The organism is Olleya sp. Ti.3.14, assembly GCF_038154885.1.
In the GTDB taxonomy this organism is placed as follows: Bacteria; Bacteroidota; Bacteroidia; order Flavobacteriales; family Flavobacteriaceae; genus Olleya.
This window is the reverse complement of record NZ_JBAKAO010000006.1, coordinates 119125-144996: the sequence shown is the minus strand read 5'-3', so window position 1 is coordinate 144996 and position 25872 is coordinate 119125. Positions and strand designations below refer to the sequence as shown.

28 protein-coding genes and 1 other RNA gene are annotated in these 25872 nt (G+C 31.4%); 19 read left to right on the top strand and 10 right to left on the bottom strand.

What is annotated here, in order from left to right; all coding sequences use genetic code 11:
* The first annotated feature begins 1 nt into the window (after position 1).
* From V6251_RS10120 to V6251_RS10105, 4 genes are read left to right on the top strand one after another with little or no spacing between them, the layout of a single operon-like run.
* The gene (locus tag V6251_RS10120) at positions 2–634 is read left to right on the top strand and encodes an ATP-binding cassette domain-containing protein (protein WP_341588132.1); all 633 of its coding nucleotides are present in this window, start codon (positions 2–4) and stop codon (positions 632–634) included.
* Positions 631–1824 (top strand): FtsX-like permease family protein, encoded by a 1194-nt coding sequence (locus V6251_RS10115; protein WP_341588131.1) that lies wholly within the window; start codon positions 631–633, stop codon positions 1822–1824. Before V6251_RS10120 ends, V6251_RS10115 begins: the two co-directional genes overlap by 4 nt.
* A gap of 30 nt (positions 1825–1854) precedes the next feature.
* On the top strand, positions 1855–2673 hold the full coding sequence (gene kdsA / locus V6251_RS10110) for a 3-deoxy-8-phosphooctulonate synthase (protein ID WP_099569863.1): 819 nt from the start codon (positions 1855–1857) through the stop codon (positions 2671–2673).
* Positions 2674–2695: 22 nt separating this feature from the next.
* Positions 2696–3556: a hypothetical protein gene (locus V6251_RS10105; RefSeq protein ID WP_341588130.1), complete on the top strand. Its 861-nt coding sequence runs from the start codon at positions 2696–2698 to the stop codon at positions 3554–3556.
* 1 nt (position 3557) lies between these two features.
* Here V6251_RS10105 and V6251_RS10100 read toward each other — a convergent pair whose 3' ends face one another.
* Positions 3558–3905 (bottom strand): DUF1801 domain-containing protein, encoded by a 348-nt coding sequence (locus V6251_RS10100; protein ID WP_341588129.1) that lies wholly within the window; start codon positions 3903–3905, stop codon positions 3558–3560.
* A 6-nt stretch (positions 3906–3911) separates the two neighbouring features.
* On the bottom strand, positions 3912–4286 hold the full coding sequence (locus V6251_RS10095; protein WP_145002658.1) for a hypothetical protein: 375 nt from the start codon (positions 4284–4286) through the stop codon (positions 3912–3914).
* Between the two features lie 145 nt (positions 4287–4431).
* On the opposite strand from V6251_RS10095, the gene V6251_RS10090 reads away from it, so the two are divergent.
* The 7 genes from V6251_RS10090 to V6251_RS10060 are packed head-to-tail and all read left to right on the top strand — an operon-like array spanning position 4432 to position 8026.
* Positions 4432–5040, top strand: a complete 609-nt coding sequence (locus tag V6251_RS10090) for a hypothetical protein (RefSeq protein WP_341588128.1) — start codon at positions 4432–4434, stop codon at positions 5038–5040.
* Positions 5037–5504 (top strand): hypothetical protein, encoded by a 468-nt coding sequence (locus tag V6251_RS10085; protein ID WP_341588127.1) that lies wholly within the window; start codon positions 5037–5039, stop codon positions 5502–5504. Before V6251_RS10090 ends, V6251_RS10085 begins: the two co-directional genes overlap by 4 nt.
* A gap of 33 nt (positions 5505–5537) precedes the next feature.
* Positions 5538–5831: a winged helix-turn-helix domain-containing protein gene (locus tag V6251_RS10080; protein WP_145002667.1), complete on the top strand. Its 294-nt coding sequence runs from the start codon at positions 5538–5540 to the stop codon at positions 5829–5831.
* Positions 5832–5877: 46 nt separating this feature from the next.
* Positions 5878–6351, top strand: coding sequence for a Coq4 family protein (locus V6251_RS10075; RefSeq protein WP_341588126.1), 474 nt, complete (start codon positions 5878–5880; stop codon positions 6349–6351).
* Between the two features lies 1 nt (position 6352).
* Positions 6353–6982, top strand: coding sequence for a SanA/YdcF family protein (locus V6251_RS10070; RefSeq protein ID WP_341588125.1), 630 nt, complete (start codon positions 6353–6355; stop codon positions 6980–6982).
* On the top strand, positions 6982–7365 hold the full coding sequence (locus V6251_RS10065; RefSeq protein WP_341588124.1) for a ribosomal maturation YjgA family protein: 384 nt from the start codon (positions 6982–6984) through the stop codon (positions 7363–7365). Before V6251_RS10070 ends, V6251_RS10065 begins: the two co-directional genes overlap by 1 nt.
* On the top strand, positions 7352–8026 hold the full coding sequence (locus tag V6251_RS10060) for a DUF1361 domain-containing protein (RefSeq protein ID WP_341588123.1): 675 nt from the start codon (positions 7352–7354) through the stop codon (positions 8024–8026). Before V6251_RS10065 ends, V6251_RS10060 begins: the two co-directional genes overlap by 14 nt.
* A 38-nt stretch (positions 8027–8064) precedes the next feature.
* Here V6251_RS10060 and V6251_RS10055 read toward each other — a convergent pair whose 3' ends face one another.
* From V6251_RS10055 to V6251_RS10045, 3 genes are all read right to left on the bottom strand, one after another.
* Positions 8065–10482 carry a hypothetical protein gene (locus V6251_RS10055; RefSeq protein WP_341588122.1) on the bottom strand — a complete coding sequence of 806 codons (2418 nt, stop codon included), beginning with the start codon at positions 10480–10482 and terminating at the stop codon, positions 8065–8067.
* A 64-nt stretch (positions 10483–10546) separates the two neighbouring features.
* Positions 10547–11752: an NAD(P)-dependent oxidoreductase gene (locus V6251_RS10050; protein ID WP_341588121.1), complete on the bottom strand. Its 1206-nt coding sequence runs from the start codon at positions 11750–11752 to the stop codon at positions 10547–10549.
* A gap of 60 nt (positions 11753–11812) precedes the next feature.
* A complete protein-coding gene (locus V6251_RS10045) occupies positions 11813–12022 on the bottom strand; it encodes a DUF2945 domain-containing protein (RefSeq protein WP_341588120.1) in 210 nt (69 codons plus the stop codon).
* 135 nt (positions 12023–12157) lie between these two features.
* On the opposite strand from V6251_RS10045, the gene ssrA reads away from it, so the two are divergent.
* Positions 12158–12552, top strand: a transfer-messenger RNA (tmRNA) gene (gene ssrA / locus V6251_RS10040).
* Between the two features lie 34 nt (positions 12553–12586).
* On the opposite strand, the gene V6251_RS10035 is transcribed toward ssrA, so the two are convergent.
* A complete protein-coding gene (locus V6251_RS10035; RefSeq protein WP_341588119.1) occupies positions 12587–13609 on the bottom strand; it encodes a LacI family DNA-binding transcriptional regulator in 1023 nt (340 codons plus the stop codon).
* 117 nt (positions 13610–13726) lie between these two features.
* Here V6251_RS10035 and V6251_RS10030 point away from each other — a divergent pair, with 117 nt between their 5' ends.
* The 5 genes from V6251_RS10030 (at position 13727) to V6251_RS10010 (ending at position 21556) form a co-directional block, all read left to right on the top strand.
* Positions 13727–16393: a TonB-dependent receptor domain-containing protein gene (locus tag V6251_RS10030; RefSeq protein WP_341588118.1), complete on the top strand. Its 2667-nt coding sequence runs from the start codon at positions 13727–13729 to the stop codon at positions 16391–16393.
* A 101-nt stretch (positions 16394–16494) separates the two neighbouring features.
* Complete coding sequence (locus tag V6251_RS10025) at positions 16495–17805, top strand: MGH1-like glycoside hydrolase domain-containing protein (protein ID WP_341588117.1); 1311 nt, start codon at positions 16495–16497, stop codon at positions 17803–17805.
* Between the two features lie 22 nt (positions 17806–17827).
* The gene (locus tag V6251_RS10020) at positions 17828–19435 is read left to right on the top strand and encodes a sodium:solute symporter (RefSeq protein WP_339876520.1); all 1608 of its coding nucleotides are present in this window, start codon (positions 17828–17830) and stop codon (positions 19433–19435) included.
* 8 nt (positions 19436–19443) lie between these two features.
* A complete protein-coding gene (locus V6251_RS10015; RefSeq protein WP_341588116.1) occupies positions 19444–20577 on the top strand; it encodes a glycerate kinase in 1134 nt (377 codons plus the stop codon).
* A gap of 1 nt (position 20578) precedes the next feature.
* On the top strand, positions 20579–21556 hold the full coding sequence (locus tag V6251_RS10010; RefSeq protein WP_341588115.1) for a type I phosphomannose isomerase catalytic subunit: 978 nt from the start codon (positions 20579–20581) through the stop codon (positions 21554–21556).
* Between the two features lie 45 nt (positions 21557–21601).
* Here V6251_RS10010 and V6251_RS10005 read toward each other — a convergent pair whose 3' ends face one another.
* The 4 genes from V6251_RS10005 to V6251_RS09990 form a co-directional block, all read right to left on the bottom strand.
* Complete coding sequence (locus V6251_RS10005; protein ID WP_341588114.1) at positions 21602–21997, bottom strand: rhodanese-like domain-containing protein; 396 nt, start codon at positions 21995–21997, stop codon at positions 21602–21604.
* A 10-nt stretch (positions 21998–22007) separates the two neighbouring features.
* Entirely contained in the window at positions 22008–22316 is a 309-nt protein-coding gene (locus V6251_RS10000; protein WP_341588113.1) for a rhodanese-like domain-containing protein, read from the bottom strand.
* A gap of 114 nt (positions 22317–22430) precedes the next feature.
* Positions 22431–23051 carry a thioredoxin family protein gene (locus tag V6251_RS09995; protein WP_341588112.1) on the bottom strand — a complete coding sequence of 207 codons (621 nt, stop codon included), beginning with the start codon at positions 23049–23051 and terminating at the stop codon, positions 22431–22433.
* A gap of 3 nt (positions 23052–23054) precedes the next feature.
* Positions 23055–23591: a TlpA disulfide reductase family protein gene (locus V6251_RS09990; RefSeq protein WP_341588111.1), complete on the bottom strand. Its 537-nt coding sequence runs from the start codon at positions 23589–23591 to the stop codon at positions 23055–23057.
* 326 nt (positions 23592–23917) lie between these two features.
* On the opposite strand from V6251_RS09990, the gene V6251_RS09985 reads away from it, so the two are divergent.
* Both V6251_RS09985 and V6251_RS09980 read left to right on the top strand, forming a co-directional pair.
* Positions 23918–25312, top strand: coding sequence for an anthranilate synthase component I family protein (locus V6251_RS09985; RefSeq protein WP_341588110.1), 1395 nt, complete (start codon positions 23918–23920; stop codon positions 25310–25312).
* The gene (locus V6251_RS09980; RefSeq protein WP_341588109.1) at positions 25309–25872 is read left to right on the top strand and encodes an anthranilate synthase component II; all 564 of its coding nucleotides are present in this window, start codon (positions 25309–25311) and stop codon (positions 25870–25872) included. The genes V6251_RS09985 and V6251_RS09980 overlap by 4 nt, the downstream gene beginning before the upstream one ends.

The window sequence follows — 25872 nt, the reverse complement described above, 5'->3', positions numbered from 1 at the left end:
AGTGCAAGTTACTATACAATCCATCATACCAGACTATTTTACTCCAGCTTCGTCAGAAGTCTGGAGTAAAAATTTTGAATTTCAACCTAATTCTAAATACTTGGTTAAAGCTGTATCAGGAAGCGGAAAAAGCTCGTTATTTAATTTTATTTATGGTTTAAACAATAGGTTTTCAGGCTCAATTTTATTTAACGACACCTCTATTACTTCGTTTTCTGAAGCTGAATGGACAACCATTAGGACACAAAAAATCGCTATCGTTTTTCAGGGTTTAAAACTGTTTTCAGAATTGACAGCATTGGAAAATATTCAGTTAAAAAACATACTTACAAATCATAAAACGGAAGCCGAAATTTTAGACATGATGTCACAATTAGAGGTCGACCAATTAGCACATAAAAAAGCTGAAACCCTATCTTACGGTCAACAACAACGTATTGCTATAATCAGAGCATTATGCCAACCTTTTAAATTGTTGTTACTTGACGAACCCTTTAGCCATATTGATGAAGCTCAAATTACTAACGCTATAGCACTTATTAATAATGAAGTTACCGCAAACCAAGCAACCTTAATAATTGCTAGTTTAGGAGATACTTATAATATTGACTACACAAAAACAATATTGTTATGATAGGTCAACTTTTAAAAAAACAAGTCCACAAATCACAACTATTATTTTTTGCATTAAGCTCTAGTTTAGGCCTAGGTATTTTACTAATTGTGGTGCAATTATTTATTGATACGCAATCCTTATTTAATTCTAAAAACGATTTATTAGGCAATCAAAATTTAATAATATATAAGGACTTAGGACGTGATAATGCTTTTACATCTAATGAAATTACAGAGTTAAACGCTCAACCTTTTATTAATAAAACAGGTGGTTTTACTCACGGAACCTATCGTGTTTTGGCAAGTGTTACGTTTCCTAATCACGCAGGAATATCCACCGAAATGTTTCTAGAAGCTGTGTCTGATGAGTTTATAGACATTACCAATAAAGATTGGAAATGGCAACCAGGAGATAAAGAGGTACCAATTATTATTCCTAAAAACTATATTAATTTATATAATTTTGGATATGCAACTAGCTCTGGATTACCACAAGTTAACGAGAAAATAATTAGACAAGTCCCTATAGACTTGACGTTATCCGGAACACATAAAACAGAAAATTATCGTGCGTATATTTTAGATGCTTCAGAAAAAATAAACTCTATTTTAGTTCCAGAATCCTTTTTAAACTATACCAACAAAAAATTAAGTCCTTTAAAGGATAATAAAGTTTCACGTATTATACTTGATGTTATTAATCCATCTGATCCTAAATTATTAGAATTTTTGGCTTCAAAAAAATACAATTACCTATCCAACGATGTTCAAAATTCAAAACTTAGCTATGTCTTAAAATTAATACTAAGCATTGTTTTAGGTATTGGCTTATTAATTACCATATTGTCTATTTATCTTGTTATTACCAACATTAATTTACTTATTCTAAAAAATAAGCAAACCATAACACAACTTAATTTTTTAGGATACTCTAAATCACAAATAGCAAAAGTATATCATGCTATTGCTTTTAAAATTTTAGGTGTTTCAATTATTATAGCACTAACCCTTAGTATTATTTGTAAGTATATATTTTCGCCATATTTAAGTGTTTTACAAGTACAACAAAATACAACTTCTATAATTTATTCTGTAATATTAAGCGTATTGATTTTTATTAGCTTAGCCATGTATTATCGTAAACATACTAATAGTAAAATCAAACAAATGTTAAGACCTAATACAAGTCTACTATCTTCTGAAAATTAACTTATCTTTGCAAGATAAATTATTACGATTATGACACTTCAAGATATCCCTAAAATTAAACATACAGCTAGCAACAACTTTTTTTTACTTTGTGGTCCTTGTGCTATTGAAGGCGAAGAGATGGCTTATAGAATTGCCGAAAAAGTTGTTACTATTACTAATAAGTTAGAAATACCTTACGTATTTAAAGGTAGTTTTAAAAAAGCTAACAGAAGTAGGATTGACAGTTTTACAGGTATTGGAGATGAAAAAGCTTTAGAGATATTAGCTAAAGTGTCTGAAAAATTTGACATCCCAACAGTTACAGATATTCACGAAGTTAGCGATGCTGCAAAGGCTGCACAATATGTAGATGTTTTACAAATACCTGCATTTTTGGTACGCCAAACAGATCTTGTCGTTGCTGCTGCAAAAACAGGTAAAGTTGTTAACCTTAAAAAGGGACAATTTATGAGTCCTGAAGCAATGAAGCATGCGGTACAAAAAGTAAAAGATGCAGGAAGCGACAAAGCTTGGATTACAGATCGTGGGACGATGTTTGGTTACCAAGATATGATTGTGGACTTTAGAGGTATCCCAACAATGCGTCAATATGCACCAACTGTATTGGATGTAACACACTCTTTACAACAACCTAATCAAAGTGCTGGTGTAACTGGTGGAAGACCTGATATGATTGAAACTATAGCTCGTGCTGGAATTGTAAATAATGTTGATGGTTTATTTATCGAAACACATTTTGATCCTGCAAATGCAAAAAGTGATGGTGCCAATATGTTACATTTAGACAACTTGGAAGCGTTATTAACTAACTTAACTGCTATTAGAAAAACTATTAATAGCCTATAACATCCCTTAAACATAATAATAAATGAAACATTTATTAAGGCAAATAGCCTTAGTGTGTCTTACCCTATTGTCAACACTAACATTTGCTCAAGACAACATTGACTTACAAAAATACACTGCTAACAACAAAGGAAAGTTTTATATCAGTTGGGGAGGAAACAGAGAAACGTTTTCTGAATCTGACATTAGGTTTAAAGGTGATGGTTATGACTTCACTATTGACAACGCTACTGCCGAAGACAAACCTAAAGGTTGGCATATAGATTATATTAATCCAACTAGAATGACCATACCACAAACTAATTTTAAAGCTGGTTATTTTATTTCTGACAAATACAATATTTCACTTGGTGTAGATCATATGAAATATGTAATGAACAGAAATCGCAGCCAGAATGTTACAGGTTATGTTAACCTTCCTGCAGATGAAGAAGGTAGCGTATTTAATCAAGAATTTGATGGAAGTGAGTATGTTGTTTCAGAAGATTTTTTAAAATTTGAACATACCAATGGGTTAAATTACGTGTATTTAGAGTTAAATAGATTTGATGATATTTCTTCTATCTTTAAAATTAATAACACTGATAAATTTCAATTAAATATTACTGAAGGTCTTGGTGCTGGAGTGTTATATCCTAAATCTAATACGACATTATTAGGTAAAGATACTTATGACGAGTTTCATTTATCTGGATATGGATTTTCTGCAACTGTAGGTTTAAACCTTACCTTTTTTAAATACTTTTTTATTCAAACAGATTTAAGAGGTGGCTTTATTAATATGCCAGACATTAGAACAACAAGTAATGCTAATGAGAGTGCATCGCAACATTTTTGGTTTTTACAACGTGTTTTTTCAATTGGTGGACGCTTTAGACTATAGTCTATTGCAACGTTAAAGCTTCTTGCAATACAGCATTAATTACGGTATCATCTATTTTGTCCAAAGACTTGTATCTTAATGATATCATTTTTTTTCTATTTTCAATAACATGATGTGTCTTAAAAACAGTTAATTGATTGCCTTTAACAAAAACCAAATCAACAAATTGTTTTTTATGACTTGCATTTAAATAACAAAATGGCATTCCGTTTACGTAATAAAACGGAATGCTCCATTTGTACTTTAATTCAAAATTATGAATTGCATGCTCAATAATAACCTGCAAATGCATTAATATAGAACGATAGGGTTCCGGTTGTTTTAAAATATAATGCGCTGCAGGATTCACTTTTTTCTATAATATATGTAGTAAGCTAAGCACACCAATAGCTAATAATGCTACACCTATAATAGCTTTAAAAGGCATTAACTTGTCTGATATTTTTCTTAATGTCTCTTCTAAAGCAGGCACTTTTCCAAATACGTGTGTTAACAATAGTATACCTCCAATAATACTTACAATACTAAAAATACCAAACCCTCCTCCTAGTATAATTAAAATAGGCAACACAATAAGTGCGCCACCAATAACGGTTTGAAAAGGTGCTAAAACACCTGCAATTTTATTAAAAAAATTAGCTTCACCATCCCATTTATCTAAAGTAGCTAATCCTAATAATAAGCCTCCAGAAATGTTAGCAATGTCTAATAGTAATCCTGTTAATGCCATGATTTATTTGATTTAAATTGGTTAGATTATAAATTTATGAAAAATAAACCATGCATTGGGCAAATGTTAAAATGAAAATTAATAAACCTTTAACTTTTATATTCTAATTAATTAAACTTACTTTGTATTTCAAAGTACTTTAATTATGAGCAACGAAGATTATTTAAAAGATATTAGCGAGATTAAAAACCTTATGAATAAGTCTTCTAGATTTATTTCGCTTAGTGGTTTATCTGGAATTTTAGCTGGTATCTATGCACTTGTAGGTGCTGCAATGACTTATTATTACGTAACCACCTATAGTTATGGTACATTATTATTGGATGGATGGGTTTTTAAAACCATAATATTTATACTATTTATGGTTGCTTTTTTAAGTATTGTTACTGGTATTTATTTAACTACAAAAAAGGCAAAAAAAAATGGCGAAAAAATTTGGGACACCTCATCAAGACGATTAATATTTAATTTTCTAATTCCGTTAGTCGTTGGTGGTTTATATATTTTAATAATACTTAGCCAAGGTCGCTATGGTCAAACAGGTGGTTTGATGCTAATATTTTATGGTTTGGCATTAATAAATGCCTCTAAATATAGTATTGGAAACATAAAATATTTGGGCTATACCGAAATTATTTTGGGACTTATAGCAACACTTTATCCTGGTTATGGCTTTTGGATTTGGGTTATTGGTTTTGGCTTTATGCACATTATTTATGGTACTTATATGCATTTTAAATACGACAAAAAATGAGCATTGAAGTTCCAATTATATTAACAATCATAGCAATAATACTATTTTACACAACTTACTGGGTTGTAAAAAAGTATAATCAAAATTTAAAAAAAGCCAAAATTACAGCTCTAGTTTTAAGTATTATTAGTACTCCTTTAGCGTATTATGGTTTAATATTATTATTGATGAGTTATATAGAGTACATACCAGAGTCAACATTTAATGAACAAAAATGGCGTACAGAAACAACATCAAGATATAAAATGAGAGATGATATAATTAATAATCAAATTTTAAAACTAAAAAACAAGTCCGAAGTAGTTACGCTTCTGGGAAATCCTTCTAATAGTACTATTGATAATCAGTGGGTTTATGATTTAGGAATATCTAGTGCAGGCTTTGGTGTTCAATTTCATAGTTTACAAATCACTTTTAAAAACAATGTGGTAGCAAAAGTTAAAAAGTTTATGATAACAGATTAATTAGCAAAGATTCCTATTTTCGCATAATATAAAATGAGTATAATAACCAACATAAATAAAGTATTTGACCATAGGATTAGGCTAGGAATTATGTCTGTTTTAATGGTAAATGAGTACGCAGATTTTAAAACCCTAAAAGCGTTATTAGATGCGACAGATGGTAATTTAGCAAGTCACACTAAAGCATTAGAAAAAGCAGATTATATCACTGTAGAAAAACAATTTATAGATCGTAAACCAAACACACGTTATAGTGTTACTAAGTTAGGTCAAGCCGAATTTAAAAAACACATTAATGCACTTGAAAAATTAATCAAAAAACAGTAATCTATTTTTTTATCTATTTACTTTGAAAAACAAAGCACTTTGAAATATGAAAACACAACGTAAACAATTAATCGCATGGTTATTTAAAATAACACAACATATTTACACCAAATACTTCAAAAAAAACAAACCTTGGCATATAAAAAAACAACACTTACTACAATTTCCAAAAGACACCTTTGGTTATCATTTAGGCCTGTTTTTACAACACAATGGGTTTGAGTTAATTCCAAAAGTAGAACGTCACGACGCCTACCACGTAATGACTGGATATAATACCACTGAAGAAGACGAAATAGCCTTACAATACCTTTGCTTTGGTAATGGTAAACGCAGCATATACTTGTTTGGCGTGATTACTATAGGCTCCATAATATTACCAGAATATTGGAAGTATTATATAAAGTCGTATCGCATAGGCAAAAATGCAAATGTCTTTTACAATCTAAATTATAAAGGATTACTAAACACCTCAGTTAGCACTTTAAGAAGCTCTATATTTATTAATCTAAATAATTAAAATGAAAACCTACATCAAACTTATAATTATTACCATAACTATAATGGTACTAGCCCTTTTTATGGCGCACTTTTATATTAATTATAACGCTAAAGACAAACTTTATAATGACGTAAACGCAATTCCTGAAAACCAAGTAGGTTTATTACTTGGCACCAGCAAATTCATAAGTAATAACACTATAAACTTATATTACAAATACCGCTTGAAAGCTGCTTATTTACTTTACAAAAATAAAAAAGTTGAACGTATTTTAATAAGTGGAGATAACAGTACTAGTTATTATGACGAACCTTCAACATTTAAACATGACCTTATCAATCTTGGTATTCCTGAAGATAAGATAATATTAGACTATGCTGGATTTAGAACATTAGATTCTGTTATTAGAGCCAACAAAATATTTGGTTTGGATAGTTTTACAATAATTTCACAAAAATTTCATAACCAACGCGCTATTTATTTAGCACAACACTATAATTTAAACGTTATTGCCTTTAACGCTAAAGATGTAAAAAGGCGATACGGTTTACGCACCAATGCAAGAGAGTACTTAGCACGTACCAAAGCAATTATAGATGTTATTATTAATACACAACCTAAGTTTTTGGGTCCAAAAATAAGCTTATAATGACAATAAAAATTGACACTAAATTTTTAGCGCTAACACTAATTATACTATTAACAGAAATTGCAATTGCCTACTATTTAAAAAATGGTTTTATACGATTTACAGTTGGCGATTTTCTGGCTTCTATATTAGTCTATTGTGGCCTAAAAAGCATTTTTAAAACACATTGTATTCAGGCTTCAATTTGGGCATTAGCCATCTCTTTTTGTATTGAGTTTGCCCAACTTACAAATCTACTTGAAACATTACATTTAAAACATAACAAAATAGCCTCAATCGTGCTTGGCAGTCACTTTAGTGTAGCAGACTTAGTCGCATATACATTAGGCATTGTCACTATCTATTTTATAGATATAAATTACATCACTAATGAAAACAATTAAACAAATCATCCAAGCAGAATATCAAACCATATTATCTATAATATTACTAACTTTTTTTAGTTTAACTTTATTACTAATAAGATTTAAATTAACTAATAATTACTACTATTTATTTTTAATTTGGAATTTATTTTTAGCAGGACTACCCTATTTACTAAGTAGTTATTTGGCAACTCTTAAACACATAAAATCATCAACTCTAATTACTAACAGTATACTATGGTTACTATTTTTACCAAACGCACCTTATATAGTTACGGACTTATTTCATTTAAAATATAGTAGTCACCATTTACTCTGGATAGACACGTTAATTATCACCATGTTTGCTATTACGGGATTAATTTTGTTTTTTAAATCTGTTTGGACCATGGAAATTATTTTTAAGACTTACGTCGAAAAACATATTGTTGCATTCAGTATTCCGTTGTTATTTATATTAGTTGGTTTTGGAGTTTACTTAGGTCGCTTTTTAAGATTTAATTCTTGGGAAGTATTAAATAAACCATGGACTATATTAGAAACAATAGTATTTATAGTACTAAACCCAAATTTAAATTACACAGCGTGGCTATTTACAATTGTATTTGGATTGTTTTTATGTGTCTGTTATTACGCCATAAAAACAAATTACACAACAAACAAAAAAGCTTCCCATTAGGAAGCTTTTTTTTATACTAATTAAATATGAAATTAATTTTAATCATTATCTATAATGGAAATCGTCGCTTCTCCTATCGCACTTGCAGATCCACTTAATAACGTTCCTACGACAGTAAAATCTTCAGTCCCTTCAACTTCTGTATCATCTGTAATTACAATTGCAAATACTCCACTTGTGCTACCTGCTTCAATGGTAAAATTAATATTGTTATTACCATAAATACCTTCAATTTGATAATCGTCAAAATCTACTTCACTAGAAACAATTTCAAAATTAATAACAATATCATCGATTGCTGGACTAGATAAAGTAAAAGCATATTCCATAACATCTCCTTCTGTTACCGTTTGATCATTTACAATTATACTTGGGCTAGTTGGTATACTAGTGTCATCACTTGGATTTGTACCACTAGTAGCTTCTATACAATCATCAAAACCATCTCCATCACTATCTGCTAAATTAGGATCTGTAATATTTCCGTTTGGATTACAGATAGTAAGGTCACTATCAATACCTGATGTCTCTTCACAATCTGTTAATCCATCTCCATCTGTATCTAAAAATTCCTGATACAAATATACTTCTGCAATATCAAATTGGTTTGTTATGGTATTAACCGCTTTTACATAAATTATTTGCGTATTCCCATTATCTATAAATGGACTAGCTAAAGGATTAACGTCAACTAATGCATCAGCTTCAGTTAAGTAAAAAGTATACGTATTATTAATTAATTCAAAATAAACCTCTGAAACAATACTATCAAAATCGTAAATTAATGATGGGATACAACCTATTCCTGAAACCTCTGTTGCGTAAATTAAGACATCTAAATTATCTAAATAATCAGGTATCGTGTCACCATCACTATCGTCATTCATTGGATCTCCATCACTATCATAATCCTCATCAATAGTATCAACACCATCACCATCATCATCAGTATCTAAATAGTCAGGTATACCATCTTGATCTGTATCGTCATCAGTATAATCGCCATTAGCATTTAAGTCTTCATTAAAATCTAACACACCATCTGCATCAGCATCCAAAAGTGTTGTACATGACATTTGCGTACCTAAATCTGTTATAGGAACTGTAAAATTACCTGTTACAAAAGTTGTAGATTGATTGTTTGTTATATCAAAAAACTGCATAGTATACTCCGTATCTGTCAAACAATAATCAATAGATAAATCCAAGATTCCGTCGGTTATTGGAATAATAGATACAGAATTATTATAATTTAAAAAGACATAACCATTTGTAGCTGGAGCACCAGAACAATCATTAAAAACACCAGTTATATTAGTCGTTTGTGCATTGCTATCTGATACTGTTATGGTCAGATTAGTGTCCATATCAAACGGTCCAACAATCTCAGTATAATCATTATCAATACAACCAAAATCCGGAATGGTTACTGTTAATGTTTCGTTAGCAGGAATAATACCACAAACTTCACCATTTGCATTAGTGTACCCTGTAGTTGTAGATGTCCAAGATATAGATTCGCGTTGCAATTGTACAATGGTATTAGGCAAAGGATTGTTATTATCATCCACTACAGTAATACATAGTTGAACGGTATCAAAAGCAATATCACAGTTCCAAAAACTAAAATGGGATACCTCTCCAACATATTTATTACCCTCTAAAACTGCTGTACCTTCTTCCTTCCAATATCCATATGTTTCGTCAAAATACCATAATGGTATTGTTTCCGGAGGATTAGTAGCATTAGTAGGCACAGGAACAGATAATTCTGCAGTGGTACCTTCTGCGATATTTAAAACCTCACCATTTTCTCCTATTAACTTAACAGCTATCATACCATAGGTTTCTAAAGCTTGTAAATTACCACTCGTATTCTCTGCTATTAAAGCTCCTGGCATTTGCAAAGCCATAGCCTCATTATCCGGATTTAAATGTCTTAAAACAACCTGAACATTTCCTAAATACTCAAAACCATTTTCAGTTTCAAAATCACCTGAAAAATTAACAGAAGTTCCGTTTGGCAAGCCAATATTAAAAGGTTGACCTGCTCCAATTGTAGCATTTGGATCGGCATCTAGTAACATAATAACGACTTGGTTAACACCACTTGTAGGTACCAAAGATCTAGAACCATCAATAAAACCAACTTTAGACGCTTTTATATAGGCGAATTTTTCATAAACCGTTGCTGACTCTACAGAAAATACTCCGTTTGCATCTGTTACAGTCATCATATTACCGACGTTAATACTAGCTCCAATAATTGGGTCACCTTCTTCATTTATAATCCTTCCTATAAATCTTGCATCCATAGATGCTCCAAAATTTTCTAAAAAAGGATTGCCAGCTTGACCATCTACTTGTTGTTGGTTTAACGGAATATTATTGTCTTTTTCGCAAGAAAAAATTAATAAAACAACTAGTAATGATACTATAAACTTTAGTTTTTTCATCTTTTAAGTTTTGTAATGGTTATATTAATATAACAGATTAAGGTCAAAAAGTCCTAACTTGATATTACTCTTTACCGTCTACGTAGTTTTGTAAATAACTAAATCTTTTAGTCAATTTACCATTTTCGGTAATTTTAGCTCTTTTTAAAACACCATCTGCATCATTGTTAAAAAACGCAGGAATAACATGTTTTAAAAACATCTCTCCAAAACCTTCACTTGCATCTTTTGGTAATTCGCAAGGTAAATTATCTACTGCCATGACAGTTATTGCATCTTTATCATTATAAGCTACTTCTTTTTCAGTTTTGGCATTATAACCATAAAAAGGATCTGCAATAGTGGATGGACGGATTGTGGATGCTACAGGTCCATCAATATCGCAAGAAATATCGGCTATTAAGTTAATTTTAAAATCTGGATGTCTTGCATCTTCTCTTGTAAATAAATAAGGAGCTCCATCACCATAAAAGTGACCTGCTATAAAAAAGTCTGTTTGTTTAGCATAAGGCATAAAATTACTTTCGTAACCTGAAGGATCTTTATAAAACTGTCCTTTATTACCAACTTTACCATCCTTACGCTTACTATATTCCATAACATCAATTAAGCAATACACAGGCTCAGTAAAATTAGAGGTTAAGTATAAAGCATCACTGACTTGCTTAATTTTAAGATGATCTAAAATTTCTTGTGCGCCTTTAGCTACTTTACCAGTACCAGAAAGCACAATTTTTATGTTGGGTAATTTAATTTTATCCAGTTCGCTTTTTACTTCATCTAAATCTTTTAAGTGCTCTACTTTAGGTAGTGTAAATAAATTATCACGAAGTCCTAAGGCTCTAAAACCGTTGTAAGCACCTACCAAACCAGCATAACGCCCAAAACCAATTAGTCTTGCGCCATTTTGTCTAACAATAGTTTCGTGATCATACATTTCAATATTTTTATCAAGGATAGCTCTTAAAAGCGCTCTATTATAAGGTTGCTTTTTTATTGTATGACTGAAGAAAAAATATTTTTTATTAGGAATAAGCGCTTCTGTTGGCACTTCTTTTACACCAAACATAACATCTGCATCTGAAACGTCCTTAAAAATCTGAAAGCCATTTTTTTCATATTCAGCATCATTAAACACACGAATGTCCGAAGCCTCAATCATTACTTCTGCTTGTGGAAAGGAAGTTTTTAAATCTTTTAAGTCATTAGGAGAAAACACGACACGTCTATCTGGTGGATTTTTACGTTCTTTTATAATTGCAAATTTCATATATCTAAATTTATTCTTGCTAAATTACCTTTAATATTAAGGTTTAGCAAATCAAATTTATTATACACGCTTTACTTCATTTTCGCTTTTTAAAACGTAGTCACCATCTGATTGCTTTATAAAAAGCGCTTTGTTTCCAGAAGTCCCATCTCTGGTCACTTTGGTACCTTTAATAGTTTTTGTTATTTTTTTAGTGTAGGTTTCTTCTACTTTTCCTTTAGCAGTTCCGTTTCCCCAATCCCATTGTACTTCTGTACCTGTTTTTATCATCTCTACTTTTTATTTCAATTTAAAAAATATGACTTAATTTTATCTTAAGTTTATTATAAATCTTAAATGGTACAACGTTTGCATTATAATTTTTAGTAATTTTGCAATCCAATAAATAACACAATTTATTAAAATGGGGTCGACTGGTTTTGACAGCGAGATTAATTAAATTGTAAGCACGTCGAGTAATGATTTTGCGCTCGTAAAACACTAGATCAACTTTTTAATCGGCGAGAATAACTACGCTTTAGCTGCCTAATCCGAATCATAGTAGGATTAAGCCTCGGCTCACAAGGTGAGCAAGCTTTATGTCTCCGGAAAGCTTTGATTGACAGCGTTCCATTTGAGGCATCGAAAAAGTCAATATAGGCTAAGTAGCGCTTTGATGCTTTGCTGAAATTAAAAAAGATAAGTTAAAAGTAGGTTGTCTTTAACCAGCTTTTAATCGAAAACCTAAGAAAAGAATAAACGTGTAGAAAGCCTTTTGGTTACTTGTTTGGACGAGAGTTCGATTCTCTCCGACTCCACTTTAAACGCTCTGAAATATTGATTTCAGGGCGTTTTTTATGACCTAAAGGTAGAATCCCTAATTACTATATTACTTTTAATTTCAACTAATTTGCTGGTTATATTATCCTCAGGGATATTAATTTCATTTACAAGGTATTGCACTGCTGTACGTCCTATTTTTTCTCCAGGTTGATCTACTGTGGTTAATTTGGGTTCTATTATAATTGAGTGCTCAGAATTACTAAATCCAACAACTGCTATTTCTTCAGGTATTTTTACATTAAACTTATTTAGTGTTTGTATTACGCCTATTGCTGCACCATCTGTAATCGCGAAAATAGCATCAGGTCGTACTTTTGAACTCAATAATATATTAGTCATTCTTTTTCCTTCTTTCATTGATATATCCTCTACACTAATAACCATTTTTGGATCTAACTCCAGATTATTATCTTTTAAAGCTTTTAAATAACCCGAATACCGTTTTTCCGAATTATAAGAATATTGGTCTTCCTTAATTATAGCAATACGTTTTTTTCCAATATTAATTAAATGTTCAATAATGTTATAGGTTGCTTCCTCATCATTAATTGTAATTTGTGTGCATGGAATTTTATTTGAAACCTTATCAAATAAAACAATTGGCATTGTGTTTAACGTTGCTAATATGTGATCAACTTCTCTGGTACGCTTAGTTAATGAGGCTAAAATACCATCCACACCAAATTGCATCATAGTATTAAACATCTCTTTTTGTTTTTCTACATCATTATTAGATTCTGATATAATTACCCTAAATCCTTTACTTTCGGCCTCTTCCATAATACCTCTAACAATAGTCGTAGTAAAGTAATGTGTTATATTGGGTACGATAACACCAATAATATTAGATCTATGATTTCTAAAACCTTTGGCAAAAATGTTTGGGACATAATTTAATTTTAATGCTAATGCCTTCACCTTCTCTTTAGTTTGCACACTAATGTCTGGATGGTCATTTAATGCTCTAGAAACTGTTGATATCGATAATTCTAAAGTCTGAGCTAATTTTTTTAAAGTTGTAACTTCTTTCTTCATCAAAATAAAATTTCAAACGTTTTCGCAAACGTTTGCATACAAATATCGTACTTTTTAGCACACAACAATACTTATTTCGTAATTATATTAGCCTAACATTAACTAATTCTTAATAAAATGAAAAAACTAACCACCACACTATTATTATTATTTTGTTGTTTTTCAATGTTTGCACAAACAGAAATATCAGGAACAGTAAAAGATAAGGCTGGATTACCTATCCCTAATGCTAACATTTTAATTATTAACTCAAACGTTGGAGCTTCTACAGATTTTGACGGAAATTTTAGTTTTACAGTACCTGAACTTACAGGATCAAGGGAGTTACAAATTTCTTACATTGGCTATAATACTTTAATTAAAAAAGTAGAATTAAACGGTACGCCATTAACACTTGATATTATCTTACAAGAAGGTAATAATTTAGATGAAATTGTACTTACAGCTTCATCAACTTTTAGATCACAAAAACAAGCACCTTTATCCATTAGTAGTAAAGGCATTAAAGAAATTACTAGACTATCGGCTAATAGTCAAGCCGATATTTTAAGAGATGTACCTGGTATTACTGCTGAAGGTGGTGGTGGAGAAACTGCAACCAACCTTTTTGTTAGAGGTTTACCTTCTGGTGGACAATATGTCTTTAACCCTTTACAGTACGATGGTATGCCACTTATGAGTACGTTTGGATTAAACTCTTCTGCACATGATGTTTACGCTAGACCTGATGTTGGTTTTAAAGGTGTCGAATTTGTTAGAGGTGGATCTGCTGTACTTTATGGTGCTGGATCGGTTGCTGGTATTATTAATTACTCTAGTAAAACTGGAGATTCTAATGACGAAAATTTAATTAATGTAGAATGGGGAAATGACGGTAGATTAAAAACAGACTTTTATACTGGTGGACAATTAGGTAGCGAAGATTCTAACACTTACTACGCTTTTACAGGTTTTGTTAGAAAAGATGATGGTCCAATTGAAACTGGTTTAACCACAAAAGGAGTGCAGTTTAGAGGTAATATTAAACAAAAATTTGAAAACGGATCCTTTACTGTTCACGGACAATATATTAATGATAGAGCTCAATTTTACTTACCATTACCATTAGATGGAGCGTCTAGAGAACGGTTAAATGGTAACGATGGCGAAGCTGTAAACCAACTATTATCTGGTGAACTTGCAAACACTTCATTTTTAACTCCAGGTGGTGTATATGAAAGTCCTATTGAAGATGGTGTGTATACTAAAGGTGGTTACCTTTTAGCAGATTTTAACTATAACTTAAATGACAATCTAAAATTTAAATCGAAAGTAAAATATGCCAACTACCAACACAATTTTGCATTATATGTTGGAGGTAGTGGTGATTATGGTAATCCAATTACTATTAATGATTATGTAGCTGCTATTGCTCCAGATAATACTGCATTTAGCGCAACATACCAAGGTGGAGCTGGCAACCAAATTAATGGTAATGATTTAGTGGTAGAAAACCTACACGTAGATAGATTAAGACCTATGACAGATTATTCTGGAGAGGCTAGCTTTATATTAAATTCTGATGATGGAATACACACCTATACCGCTGGAACATTCTTAGCCAGAACAGAAGCTGAAGATGTTAACTATCAATATAGAGTCCTTTCAGAATTTAATAATAATCCGCAATTAGTAAACTTAAGCTACACTGATGCTGGAGGAAATAATGTAATATATTCTGAAGGCGGTTTATATAACAGAATTGGTATGACTGCCAATAATTTCCTAACGCAAAGCAGAACTGCCTTTTACCTTACAGACGAAATGGTTTTTGATAGATGGCGTTTTGACGTTGGATTCCGTATAGAGTCTACAACAGGTACCTTTAGACGAGGTGGATTAGAAACCTCTCAAGTTTATGAAAATGCTGACTTAACAACTAACTTACAAAACGTTCAATTTGCTGATGGTACATTTACAACTGGAGAAATTAAGGATACAGATTGGGCATTATCATTAGCAGGTTTATACAAACTAACTGATGCTACTAACTTATACGCAAACTTCTCAAAAGGATACTTTTTTCCGCAACAACGTGGTTTTGGACCAACTCCAGGAATACGAGATACCAATTATGAGGCTGAAACAATTTTACAAGGTGAAATGGGAGCCAAATTTGGAACAGATAAATTTTCTGGTTCTGTGGCTGCATACTACGTTGGATTAAGCGACCGTATACGTATAGATCAAGCTATTTCTGGAGGTCAATTAGTAGATCAAGCTAGAAGTGAGCAATCAACACAAACTTTAGGTCTTGAAGCAACAGGTAAATATAAATTTACTGAGTATTTAAATGTTTCTGGGACACTAACATACCAAGACCATGAAATTACAACTAATCAAACCGAAGATTTAGTTAGTGGTACAACAAGTACTATTAATGAAGGTAATGAAATTGCAAGACAACCTAACCTTTTAGGTAACTTAGGCCTTAACTACGATAACAAAGTTTTTGATGCAAGCTTTGCTGTTAACCACACAGGAAAAAAGTTTACTGACGACACTAATAATGTAGAGTTAGATGCTATTACAATTGCAAGATTAGGTGCTGGTTACACAATTCAAACTAACGAAGATACGTCCTTACGTTTTGGATTATCTGTATTTAACTTATTTGATAGTTCTGGTATTACAGAAGGAAACCCAAGAGCTGGTATTGCTGGTCAATCTGGAGATGGCGAGTTTTTTGTTGGACGACCAATCTTACCTAGACGTATGTTCTTAACAGCAACATTCAACTTTTAATTTATAATAATTTAATTAGTCATATAACTCATCATTTTTTTTGCTAAGTAAAGTGATGGGTTATTTTTTAAAATCAAAAAAACTTACAATCTTTAATATATATGAAGGATTTACAAAACAACGCTATTACAGTATTAAACAATAACTGGAAAGATAAATTTAGCATTCCATGCGCAAAGCTTTACCCTTTTCAATGGTTCTGGGATTCTGGATTAATCGCAATTGGTTTCGCTCATTTTGACATGCCTAAAGCCGAAAAAGAAATAGAAACACTGCTTGATGCACAATGGAGTAATGGTTTTATTCCTCATATTATTTTTCATACCGAAACGGACACTTATTTTCCTGGACCAGATTTTCATCGTTCAGATTTACATCCTCAATCTTCGGAAAAATATAAATCTACAGGTATGACACAACCTCCTGTTACTGGTTTTGTTCTAGAAGATTTATACCGTATTAGTAAGGATAGAGATGCTACTTTAAAATTTATAGAGTCCGTAATTGATAAAGTATATAAAAATCACGAATATTTTTACAACCAACGTGATCCTCAAGATGAAGGTTTAGTATACATATACCATAACTGGGAATCAGGTACAGACAACTCTCCTATTTGGGATGATATTTGGGGCACCATGAATCCTCCAGAATATACTTTTGAAAGACGTGACACAACACATGTTGATGCTGCGCAAAGACCTTCAAAAAGAGAATACGATCACTATTTACATATTATTGAAATAGCAAAACAAAACAATTATAATGATCAAAAAATTGCAGAGCTTTCTCCTTTTTTAGTTCAAGATCCATTATTTAACGCAGTGCTTTTAAAATCTAATCAAAGCCTAATAGATTTATATCGTATTATTGGAAATAAAAATAATAACGATAAGATACACCAACTTCAAAAATGGCAAGACAAAGGGACTAAAGCGTTTAATAATAAACTCTATGATGAAGAACTAGGTGTTTACGTGCATTACGATTTAAGAAACGAAAAATTATTAAAACACATATCATCCTCTTCTTTTGCCCCACTTTTTGCTAATCTACCAAGTGAGGCTAGAGCAAAAAAAATGGTAGATATTATGATGGAAAAATTTGGTAACCCAGATCAATATCTGTGTGCATCATTTGATCCAACTAGCGATAGGTTTAATCCTAAAAAATATTGGAGAGGTCCAGTTTGGGTTAATTTAAATTGGATGTTATATTATGGGTTAAAACAATATGGTTTTTATGACATCGCCAAAAGAATGAAACAAGATACCATAGAGATTATTGAAAACAATGGGTTTTACGAGTATTTTGATTCCAGAAAAGAAGAACATAAAAATGGTAACGCAGGTTATGGAGGTCATAATTTTTCATGGAGTGCTGCATTATTTATAGATTTATTAAATGAATAAATAACCCATTAGCTTTAACCACATGAATTATATAGACTACATCATTATCATATTATATTTAATCGGATTTTTAGGGATAGGGTATTTCTTTAAAGAAAATAAAAACTCTAAAGATTACTTCCTTGGAGGTCAATCAATGGGATGGTTTCCGTTAAGTTTATCAACCATGGCAACCCAATTATCTGCTATTAGCTTTATATCTGCACCAGCATTTGTTGGTTTAAAAGAAGGTGGTGGATTGCAATGGTTAACCTATGAGTTTGGTGTACCTTTAGCTATGGCGTTTTTACTAATTGCCATAATACCTACCTTATATAATTCTGGTATTGTTAGTGTTTATGAATATCTAGAACGTCGTTTTGATGCCTCTTCAAGGTTACTTATTAGTTTTGTTTTTCAAATTAGTCGCTCTGTAGCAACAGGTGTTATGGTATACACTATGGCACTTATTTTACAAGCTACTATTGGTATAGAGTTTTGGATTTCGATATTAATTATTGGTGTTATAACCATGGTGTACTCCTTTCAAGGTGGAATGAAGGCTGTAATTTGGGGAGACGTCATACAAATGTGCATTCTCTTTTTTGGTATAATTATTTGCTTATTTTATGGTTTAAGTGAGTTGGGTGGCTATAATAATTTTATAAATCTTGTTGATAAAGACAGATTAACTGCAGTAGATTTTTCTAAATGGGGATTTAATAATGCTGATAAAAATGACGAATTTGGTTTTTGGCCAATGGTAATAGGAGGTTTCTTTTTGTATGCTTCCTATTATGGTACAGATCAAACACAATCACAAAGACTGCTATCTGCAAAAGGATTACCTACCATAAAAAAATTATTACTAGCTAATGGATTGTTTAGATTCCCAATTACATTAACCTATTGTATAATGGGATTAATTTTAGGGACATTATTACTACAAGACGCTAGTTTTCAAGAGTTATTAAATACAGTTTACCAATCTAATATTACAAGTTTAGAAGGTAAAAAAGCCGACTTAATGGTACCTGTTTTTATAATTAAATACTTACCAAATGGTGTCATCGGTATTTTAATAGTTGCAATAATGTCTGCCGCAATGTCCTCTTTAAGCAGCACAGTAAATTCATTATCTGCAGTAACCTTAGAAGACTTTATAAAACGATTTAAACCTGATATGCCAGACAAAAAATACGTACAATACTCGCGTTTATTATCTGTGTTTTGGGGATTAGTATGTTTGTTTTTTGCGTTTTTCGCTGGAAGTATAGAAGGAACTGTTATTGAGGTTATTAACAAAATAAGCTCAATTTTTTATGGTCCCATTTTAGCTGCTTTCATATTAGCTATTCTAACTAAAAAAACGCATGCTTTAGGTGCTAATATTGGTATCGTTATAGGTGTGTTATTCAATATGTATTTATGGCTATATGTACCAAGTATATTTTGGTTTTGGTGGAATGCAATAGGTTGTTTAGTGACTGTTATAATAGCTTTAATTGTAAGCTATGTTATTAAAAAAGAAACCAAACCAGGTTTAGATATTGAAGTCTATAAAGCAGGTAAAAAAGAAGTCATTATACTATTATCATACTTTGTTTTAATTGTGCTGTTTGCAATTTTTATTGGTGAAATTTTAAATTAAAAGTTAACATGAAAATAGTAATTGCTCCAGATAAGTTTAAAAATTCGCTAACCAGTTTAGAGTTTTGTAATATCGTTGAAAAACAGCTTAAAAAAGAGTTGCCTTATGCCAATATCGTAAAACTACCATTAGCAGATGGTGGTGATGGCACCATTGATATTGTTAAACATTATTTAAACGGAGAAACAATCAAAACTAAGGTGTGCAATCCTTTATTTTCTACAATTGAGGCAAGCTACATTTATGCTCCAAAATATGAAACTGCATTTATAGAAATGGCAGAAGCCTCAGGCTTAAAGCTTTTAAAACCAGAGCAATTAGATTGTAAAATAACTTCAACATTTGGAACTGGTCAGCTTATTTTGGACGCTTTAAACAAAGGTGCAAAAAAAATAATACTTGGTATTGGTGGAAGTGCTACAAACGATTGTGGTATTGGCATGGCAACTGCATTAGGATACCGTTTTTTGGATAAAAAAGGTGTAACAATAAACCCTATTGGCAAAAACCTGTCATCTATAAAATCCATTGACGTTAGTCATGCAAATCCACAAATTTTTTCAACAGATTTTAAAATAGCCTGTGATGTTACTAATCCATTATATGGTAAAAAAGGCGCTGCTTACGTTTACGCTGCTCAAAAAGGAGCTAATCATCAAGATATATTATTACTTAATAAAGGACTTAAAGATTTCTCAAAATTAATCAGTCAAATCTTTAAAATAGATCCACAGTCCATACCTGGTTCTGGAGCTGCAGGAGGTATGGGAATTGCTTCTAAAATATTTTTAAACGGAACTCTTGAAAGCGGAAATAAATTAATTAAACAGTTATCAAATTTTGATAATCAAATTTCAAATGCAGACTGGATTATAACTGGAGAAGGCAAGTTAGATAATCAAACGTTATCCGGAAAAACAATTCAGGGTGTTTTAGATACCTCAACTAAAAATAATATTAATGTAGCAGTCTTTTGTGGTGCGATTGACATTAACGAAAAAGCACTAAAAAACATGGGAATTAATTATGCTTCACAAATAATAAACGAAGCAAAAAACTTAGATGACGCCATGCAAAACACTAACATACATCTTACAACTATGACTAAAAAATTTATTGGCCATATCAAACAACTTAAATAAAATGAAATTATATCCCTTAACTTTCAATCCAGTTTTTAGTTACCGTATTTGGGGAGGAAACAAATTAAAATCGGTATTAAATAAAAGTTACTCCCAAGACAGCATAGGCGAATCTTGGGAAATTTCTGATGTTGAGGATAACCAAACCATTGTAAATAATGGCAATTTAAAAGGGAATACGCTAAAAGATTTAATTAAGACATTTAAAGGTGATTTTCTAGGACACAAAGTGTATCAAACCTTTGGCAACAACTTTCCGTTGCTAATAAAATTTATTGATGCCAAAACACCTTTATCCATACAAGTTCATCCTAGTAATCAGTTAGCTAAAAAAAGACATAATTCATTTGGTAAAAATGAAATGTGGTACGTTATGCAAGCTGAAAATGAAGCCGAATTAATTGTAGGTTTTAATCAAAAAATCAGTAAAGAAGACTACGTAAATCACCTTAAAAACAACACCTTAAAAGATATTTTAAATATTGAAACAGTAACATATGGAGACACCTTCTATATTCCTACTGGACGCGTTCATGCAATTGGAGCAGGTGTTTTACTTGCCGAAATCCAACAAACCTCAAATATTACTTATCGTATATATGATTATGATAGGGTTGACAAAAAAACAGGACAAAAAAGAGAGCTACACACCAATCTAGCTTTAGACGCTATAGACTACAATTTTTACACGCATTATAAAACGGATTACAACCAACAATTAAACACACCAAGTCAGTTAGTAAATTCCAAATATTTTAAAACTAATATAATCGAATTAAACACCAAGTTAACAAGGGATGTTACAGCAATAGATTCGTTTATAATTTATATATGTGTTCTGGGAGAGGTTATAATTAACACGCCTGACGACGCTACTAATTATAGCTTAAAAATGGGGCAAACTATTATTATTCCTGCCTGTATTAATATAATAATAATTCATGCAAATTCTGCTAAACTAATTGAAGTCTATTTGTAACATCTAGCAAAAAAAATCCCAATCTGAAAAGATTGGGATTTTTAGTTAATTCTTTTTATAAGGTAATCCATCATGTTTCCATTTAGAAAAACCACCTTGCATATCATATATTTTTTTAAATCCTAAGTCTATCATTTTTTCGGCACACTTAGCACTTCTACCGCCTTTTTGACAATACAATAGTACAGGTTTTTTCCTATCTAAGGTTTTAATATCATCCTCAAATGTAGGCGACATAAAATCTATATTTTGTGCTGATGCAATATATCCAGAATTGTATTCCGCTGGTGTCCTAACATCTATAAACTGAACATTATCAAGAGTCAATAGTGTTTGCATTTCCTCTGGAGAGACAACCTTTATTTCACCTTCAACATTTTTTTTACAACTCAGTGCAACAAAAACTAAACACAAACTTAATACTAATGCTATTTTTTTCATACCTTTTTTATTATTCAACTGGTCCTGACCACTCACTAAATCCTCCTAGAAGATTGTAAGTAGTACCAAATCCTAATTGATTCATTATTGCGCATGCTTGGGCACTTCTTCCACCTGATCTACAATACACGTAAAAATTCTTAGATTTATCTAACTCCTCGACAGCATAAATAAATCCCTGTCCTTTATAAATGTCAATATGTATTGCATTAGGTATTTTTCCTTCTGCAACCTCTTCATCTGTTCTTACATCAAGGATGACTGCGTTATCGTCTTTTTCTAATTGGTTTACCCAATCCGATTGAATTAAATCTGCCATAATATTTATACAATTAATTTTAGCACAAAATTAACACATATATAGTATATAGACGTAAAAAAATCCGAAATGTTACATCTCGGATTTTTATTTATTATAATAGATTAATTTTTTTTAAACTTTAATAGAACAACCTATAGCTTTAGTTTCGTTAATTTTTACTTCTTTATTATTTAATAGGGCATCAACTGCATCTTCTACATACTTAGTTTTTACAGCATTTGCATCTTGATAATTATCATCAATTGCACCAATATATTTAACGACATTTCCTTTTTGTTCTTTTTGCAAAACATACACATGTGGTGTTTTTGTTGCGCCATATTGCGGATAAATATCCTGACCAGAATCCATCAGATAAGGAAAAGTAAACCCTTTATCCTTAGCTCTAGTTTTCATAGCTTCCATATTATCTCCTGGTTTAACGGTTGTATTATTAGGCATAATGGCAATTACGGGATAACCTAGATCTGCATACTTTTTATTTAAACCCTGCACTCTATCCTCATAAGCTACTGCGTAGGGACAAGTATTGCAGGTAAATACAACTATAAACCCTTTAGCATCTTCATAATCTGATAAAGACACCATATTACCATCAATATTTTCAAGTTCAAAATCTGTTGCCACATCACCTATTTTATATCCTGAATCAGTACTATTAGTCTTTGTTGTAAAAGCACTAACCGTTATTATAACGACCAACACTAAGGTTAATTTAAATATTTTTTTCATAATTTATTGTTTTAAAAATTGTTTTAATTCTGTTTCTAACGCTATATAATCAAATGATTGCTCATAAAAAACTGTCTTTTGGGTATTGTAAATTAATGTTGCAGGAATTGCTCCTGACCAATTTTCATCTACTTTAGGTATCCATGTATTAGCATCAACATCGTTTAAAACTATAACCTCACTTTTTAATTTATTTTTCAATAAAAAAGGTTTTAATTTACTTTCAATCTGCTTTGGAAAATCTAAACTCACCAAAATAACTTCTACCTTTTTGTCTGCATACGTTGTGTTTAACTGTTCAAAATAAGGTAATTCTTTAACGCATGGTGCACACCAAGTCGCCCAAAAATTTATCACATAAGTTTTACTTTTATCCTTAGCAGCAAGGTATTGCTCCAAACCGCCAAAATCGACTATTTTTAAATCTTGCTTTAAATAAGGTGCGTCTACTATTTTTATTTGATTACTATTTAATAAACTAATATACTGGTTTCCAAAAGCAAAAAAAGTAAAGGTCAAAATTAAAAATAAGTGTTTCATAAAGTAAATTTAATATATATTGTTTTCTTCTTTTTCAGTTTTAACAAATAATTAAAGGGGAAAATAATTTGAAAACTAACTTTTGATTTATATCTTTGAACTTTATAATAAACATGAACACAATTTTAAATCATACTTGGTGGTGGAATAATCGAAATCAAACTTCGTGAACTAACGCTATACGTATTATTTAAGTAACTATACAAAAAAGGCTTGTCATTCACGACAAGCCTTTTTTTTATTTCTGAACTTGTTTCAGAAAACACAAACAAAATTAATAATATCTCTAATAATGGAGATACTGAAATAAATTCAGCATAATAAAAATGAAAACATTCAGTTTATACACACATTACAAAAAAATACTAGCAGACACCATTACTCCTGTTAGCATCTATTTAAAAATTAGAGATAAATATCCTAATAGTATTTTGTTAGAAAGTAGCGATTATCACGCTAATGATAATAGTTTTTCTTACATATGCTTTAACCCAATCGCCTCAATTAAAGTTGACGATAAAGCAATTACACAAACATTTCCGGATGGTAGTGAGATGAAAAACAAGGTGCGTAATGTAACCGAGATGATACATAAGTTTACCAAACGCTTTAAAGTAAAATCGGACGAGGATTTTAAGTTTATCAACAACGGGATATTTGGCTACACAGCTTATGATGCTGTGAAACACTTTGAAGATGTAGAGATTTCTAAAAAACCAGATTCTCTCGACATTCCTGACGTTTACTACGCAGTTTACCAAAATATAATTGCTATAAACCACTTTAAAAACGAAGCCTATATTTTTGCACATTGTTTTGAAACAGAAAACAATATAGACGAAGTTTTACAACTAATAAGCTCTAAAAACTTTGCGACTTATAAGTTTACAACAAACTCTGAAATACAATCAAATTTAACGGATGACGAGTATAAAGATCAGGTCCTATTAGCCAAACAACATTGTGCTAGAGGTGATGTGTTCCAGTTAGTATTATCTAAAAAATTCTCGCAAGGTTTTAAAGGTGACGAGTTTAATGTCTATCGTGCCTTACGCAGCATAAACCCATCACCATACCTATTTTACTTTGACTATGGTGACTTCAAGATTTTTGGAAGCTCACCAGAAGCACAATTAGTCGTTAATAACGGTCAAGCCGAAATACATCCAATTGCCGGAACATTTAAAAGGACTGGAAATGATGAGGAAGACCAAAAGCTAGCCAAACAACTAGCCGAAGATGATAAGGAAAATGCAGAACACGTCATGTTAGTTGACCTTGCCAGAAATGATTTAAGCAGACATGGTAGCGAAGTCAAAGTTGTAACCTATAGAGAAGCACAATTTTTTTCTCATGTTATTCACTTAGTTAGTAAGGTAACCGGAAAAATACACGACAATACACCAACAATGCAGGTTGTTGCAGACACCTTTCCTGCAGGAACTTTAAGTGGTGCTCCAAAACACAAAGCCATGCAACTTATTGAAAAATACGAAAAAACTAGCAGAGCCTTCTATGGTGGAGCAATTGGTTTTATGGATTTTGATGGCAATTATAATCACGCAATTATGATTAGGACATTTATGAGTAAAAACCATCATTTACATTGGCAAGCTGGAGCAGGTCTAGTCTCTAGATCAAACCCAGAAAGCGAGTTACAAGAAGTATATAACAAATTAGGAGCATTAACAAATGCTATAGAATTAGCCAAAGAGATATGAGAGTTTTAGTAATAGATAATTACGATAGTTTTACTTATAACTTAGTTCACTATTTAGAAGACTTAGATTGTGAAGTTACTGTAAAAAGAAATGACAAATTAACCTTGGACCAAGTCGAAGCTTTTGATAAAATTGTACTTTCTCCAGGTCCAGGAATACCTGACGAAGCTGGTTTGCTTAAAGCAATAATTAAAACTTATGCACCTACTAAAAGTATTTTAGGCGTATGTTTAGGTCAACAAGCTATTGGAGAAGTTTTTGGTGGTAGTTTAATTAATTTAGACAATGTATATCATGGTGTATCAACAAATGTAGATATTGTGGTTGACGATGAAGTACTGTTTAAAAACATGAACAAAACTATTGAAGTCGGACGTTACCATTCATGGGTTGTAGATCCTAATTTACCTGAGGTTTTAGAAGCCACATCCTTTGACCAAAATGGACAAGTCATGTCGTTAAGACACAAATTTTACGACGTAAGAGGTGTGCAATACCATCCAGAAAGCGTACTGACACCAAACGGAAAACAAATTTTAGAAAACTGGATTAAGAGTTAA

Bases quoted from the DNA above. Each gene is read 5' to 3' on its own strand.
- V6251_RS09980 (WP_341588109.1), top strand. From the start codon at position 25,309: ATGAGAGTTTTAGTAATAGATAATTACGATAGTTTTACTTATAACTTA.
- V6251_RS10115 (WP_341588131.1), top strand. From the start codon at position 631: ATGATAGGTCAACTTTTAAAAAAACAAGTCCACAAATCACAACTATTA.
- V6251_RS10015 (WP_341588116.1), top strand. From the start codon at position 19,444: ATGAAAATAGTAATTGCTCCAGATAAGTTTAAAAATTCGCTAACCAGT.
- V6251_RS10000 (WP_341588113.1), bottom strand. From the start codon at position 22,316: ATGGCAGATTTAATTCAATCGGATTGGGTAAACCAATTAGAAAAAGAC.
- V6251_RS09990 (WP_341588111.1), bottom strand. From the start codon at position 23,591: ATGAAACACTTATTTTTAATTTTGACCTTTACTTTTTTTGCTTTTGGA.
- V6251_RS09995 (WP_341588112.1), bottom strand. From the start codon at position 23,051: ATGAAAAAAATATTTAAATTAACCTTAGTGTTGGTCGTTATAATAACG.
- V6251_RS09985 (WP_341588110.1), top strand. From the start codon at position 23,918: ATGAAAACATTCAGTTTATACACACATTACAAAAAAATACTAGCAGAC.
- V6251_RS10050 (WP_341588121.1), bottom strand. From the start codon at position 11,752: ATGAAATTTGCAATTATAAAAGAACGTAAAAATCCACCAGATAGACGT.
- V6251_RS10030 (WP_341588118.1), top strand. From the start codon at position 13,727: ATGAAAAAACTAACCACCACACTATTATTATTATTTTGTTGTTTTTCA.
- V6251_RS10065 (WP_341588124.1), top strand. From the start codon at position 6,982: ATGACAATAAAAATTGACACTAAATTTTTAGCGCTAACACTAATTATA.
- V6251_RS10060 (WP_341588123.1), top strand. From the start codon at position 7,352: ATGAAAACAATTAAACAAATCATCCAAGCAGAATATCAAACCATATTA.
- V6251_RS10010 (WP_341588115.1), top strand. From the start codon at position 20,579: ATGAAATTATATCCCTTAACTTTCAATCCAGTTTTTAGTTACCGTATT.
- V6251_RS10085 (WP_341588127.1), top strand. From the start codon at position 5,037: ATGAGCATTGAAGTTCCAATTATATTAACAATCATAGCAATAATACTA.
- V6251_RS10090 (WP_341588128.1), top strand. From the start codon at position 4,432: ATGAGCAACGAAGATTATTTAAAAGATATTAGCGAGATTAAAAACCTT.
- V6251_RS10020 (WP_339876520.1), top strand. From the start codon at position 17,828: ATGAATTATATAGACTACATCATTATCATATTATATTTAATCGGATTT.
- V6251_RS10105 (WP_341588130.1), top strand. From the start codon at position 2,696: ATGAAACATTTATTAAGGCAAATAGCCTTAGTGTGTCTTACCCTATTG.
- kdsA (WP_099569863.1), top strand. From the start codon at position 1,855: ATGACACTTCAAGATATCCCTAAAATTAAACATACAGCTAGCAACAAC.
- V6251_RS10025 (WP_341588117.1), top strand. From the start codon at position 16,495: ATGAAGGATTTACAAAACAACGCTATTACAGTATTAAACAATAACTGG.
- V6251_RS10070 (WP_341588125.1), top strand. From the start codon at position 6,353: ATGAAAACCTACATCAAACTTATAATTATTACCATAACTATAATGGTA.
- V6251_RS10095 (WP_145002658.1), bottom strand. From the start codon at position 4,286: ATGGCATTAACAGGATTACTATTAGACATTGCTAACATTTCTGGAGGC.
- V6251_RS10035 (WP_341588119.1), bottom strand. From the start codon at position 13,609: ATGAAGAAAGAAGTTACAACTTTAAAAAAATTAGCTCAGACTTTAGAA.
- V6251_RS10045 (WP_341588120.1), bottom strand. From the start codon at position 12,022: ATGATAAAAACAGGTACAGAAGTACAATGGGATTGGGGAAACGGAACT.
- V6251_RS10080 (WP_145002667.1), top strand. From the start codon at position 5,538: ATGAGTATAATAACCAACATAAATAAAGTATTTGACCATAGGATTAGG.
- V6251_RS10075 (WP_341588126.1), top strand. From the start codon at position 5,878: ATGAAAACACAACGTAAACAATTAATCGCATGGTTATTTAAAATAACA.
- V6251_RS10055 (WP_341588122.1), bottom strand. From the start codon at position 10,482: ATGAAAAAACTAAAGTTTATAGTATCATTACTAGTTGTTTTATTAATT.
- V6251_RS10005 (WP_341588114.1), bottom strand. From the start codon at position 21,997: ATGAAAAAAATAGCATTAGTATTAAGTTTGTGTTTAGTTTTTGTTGCA.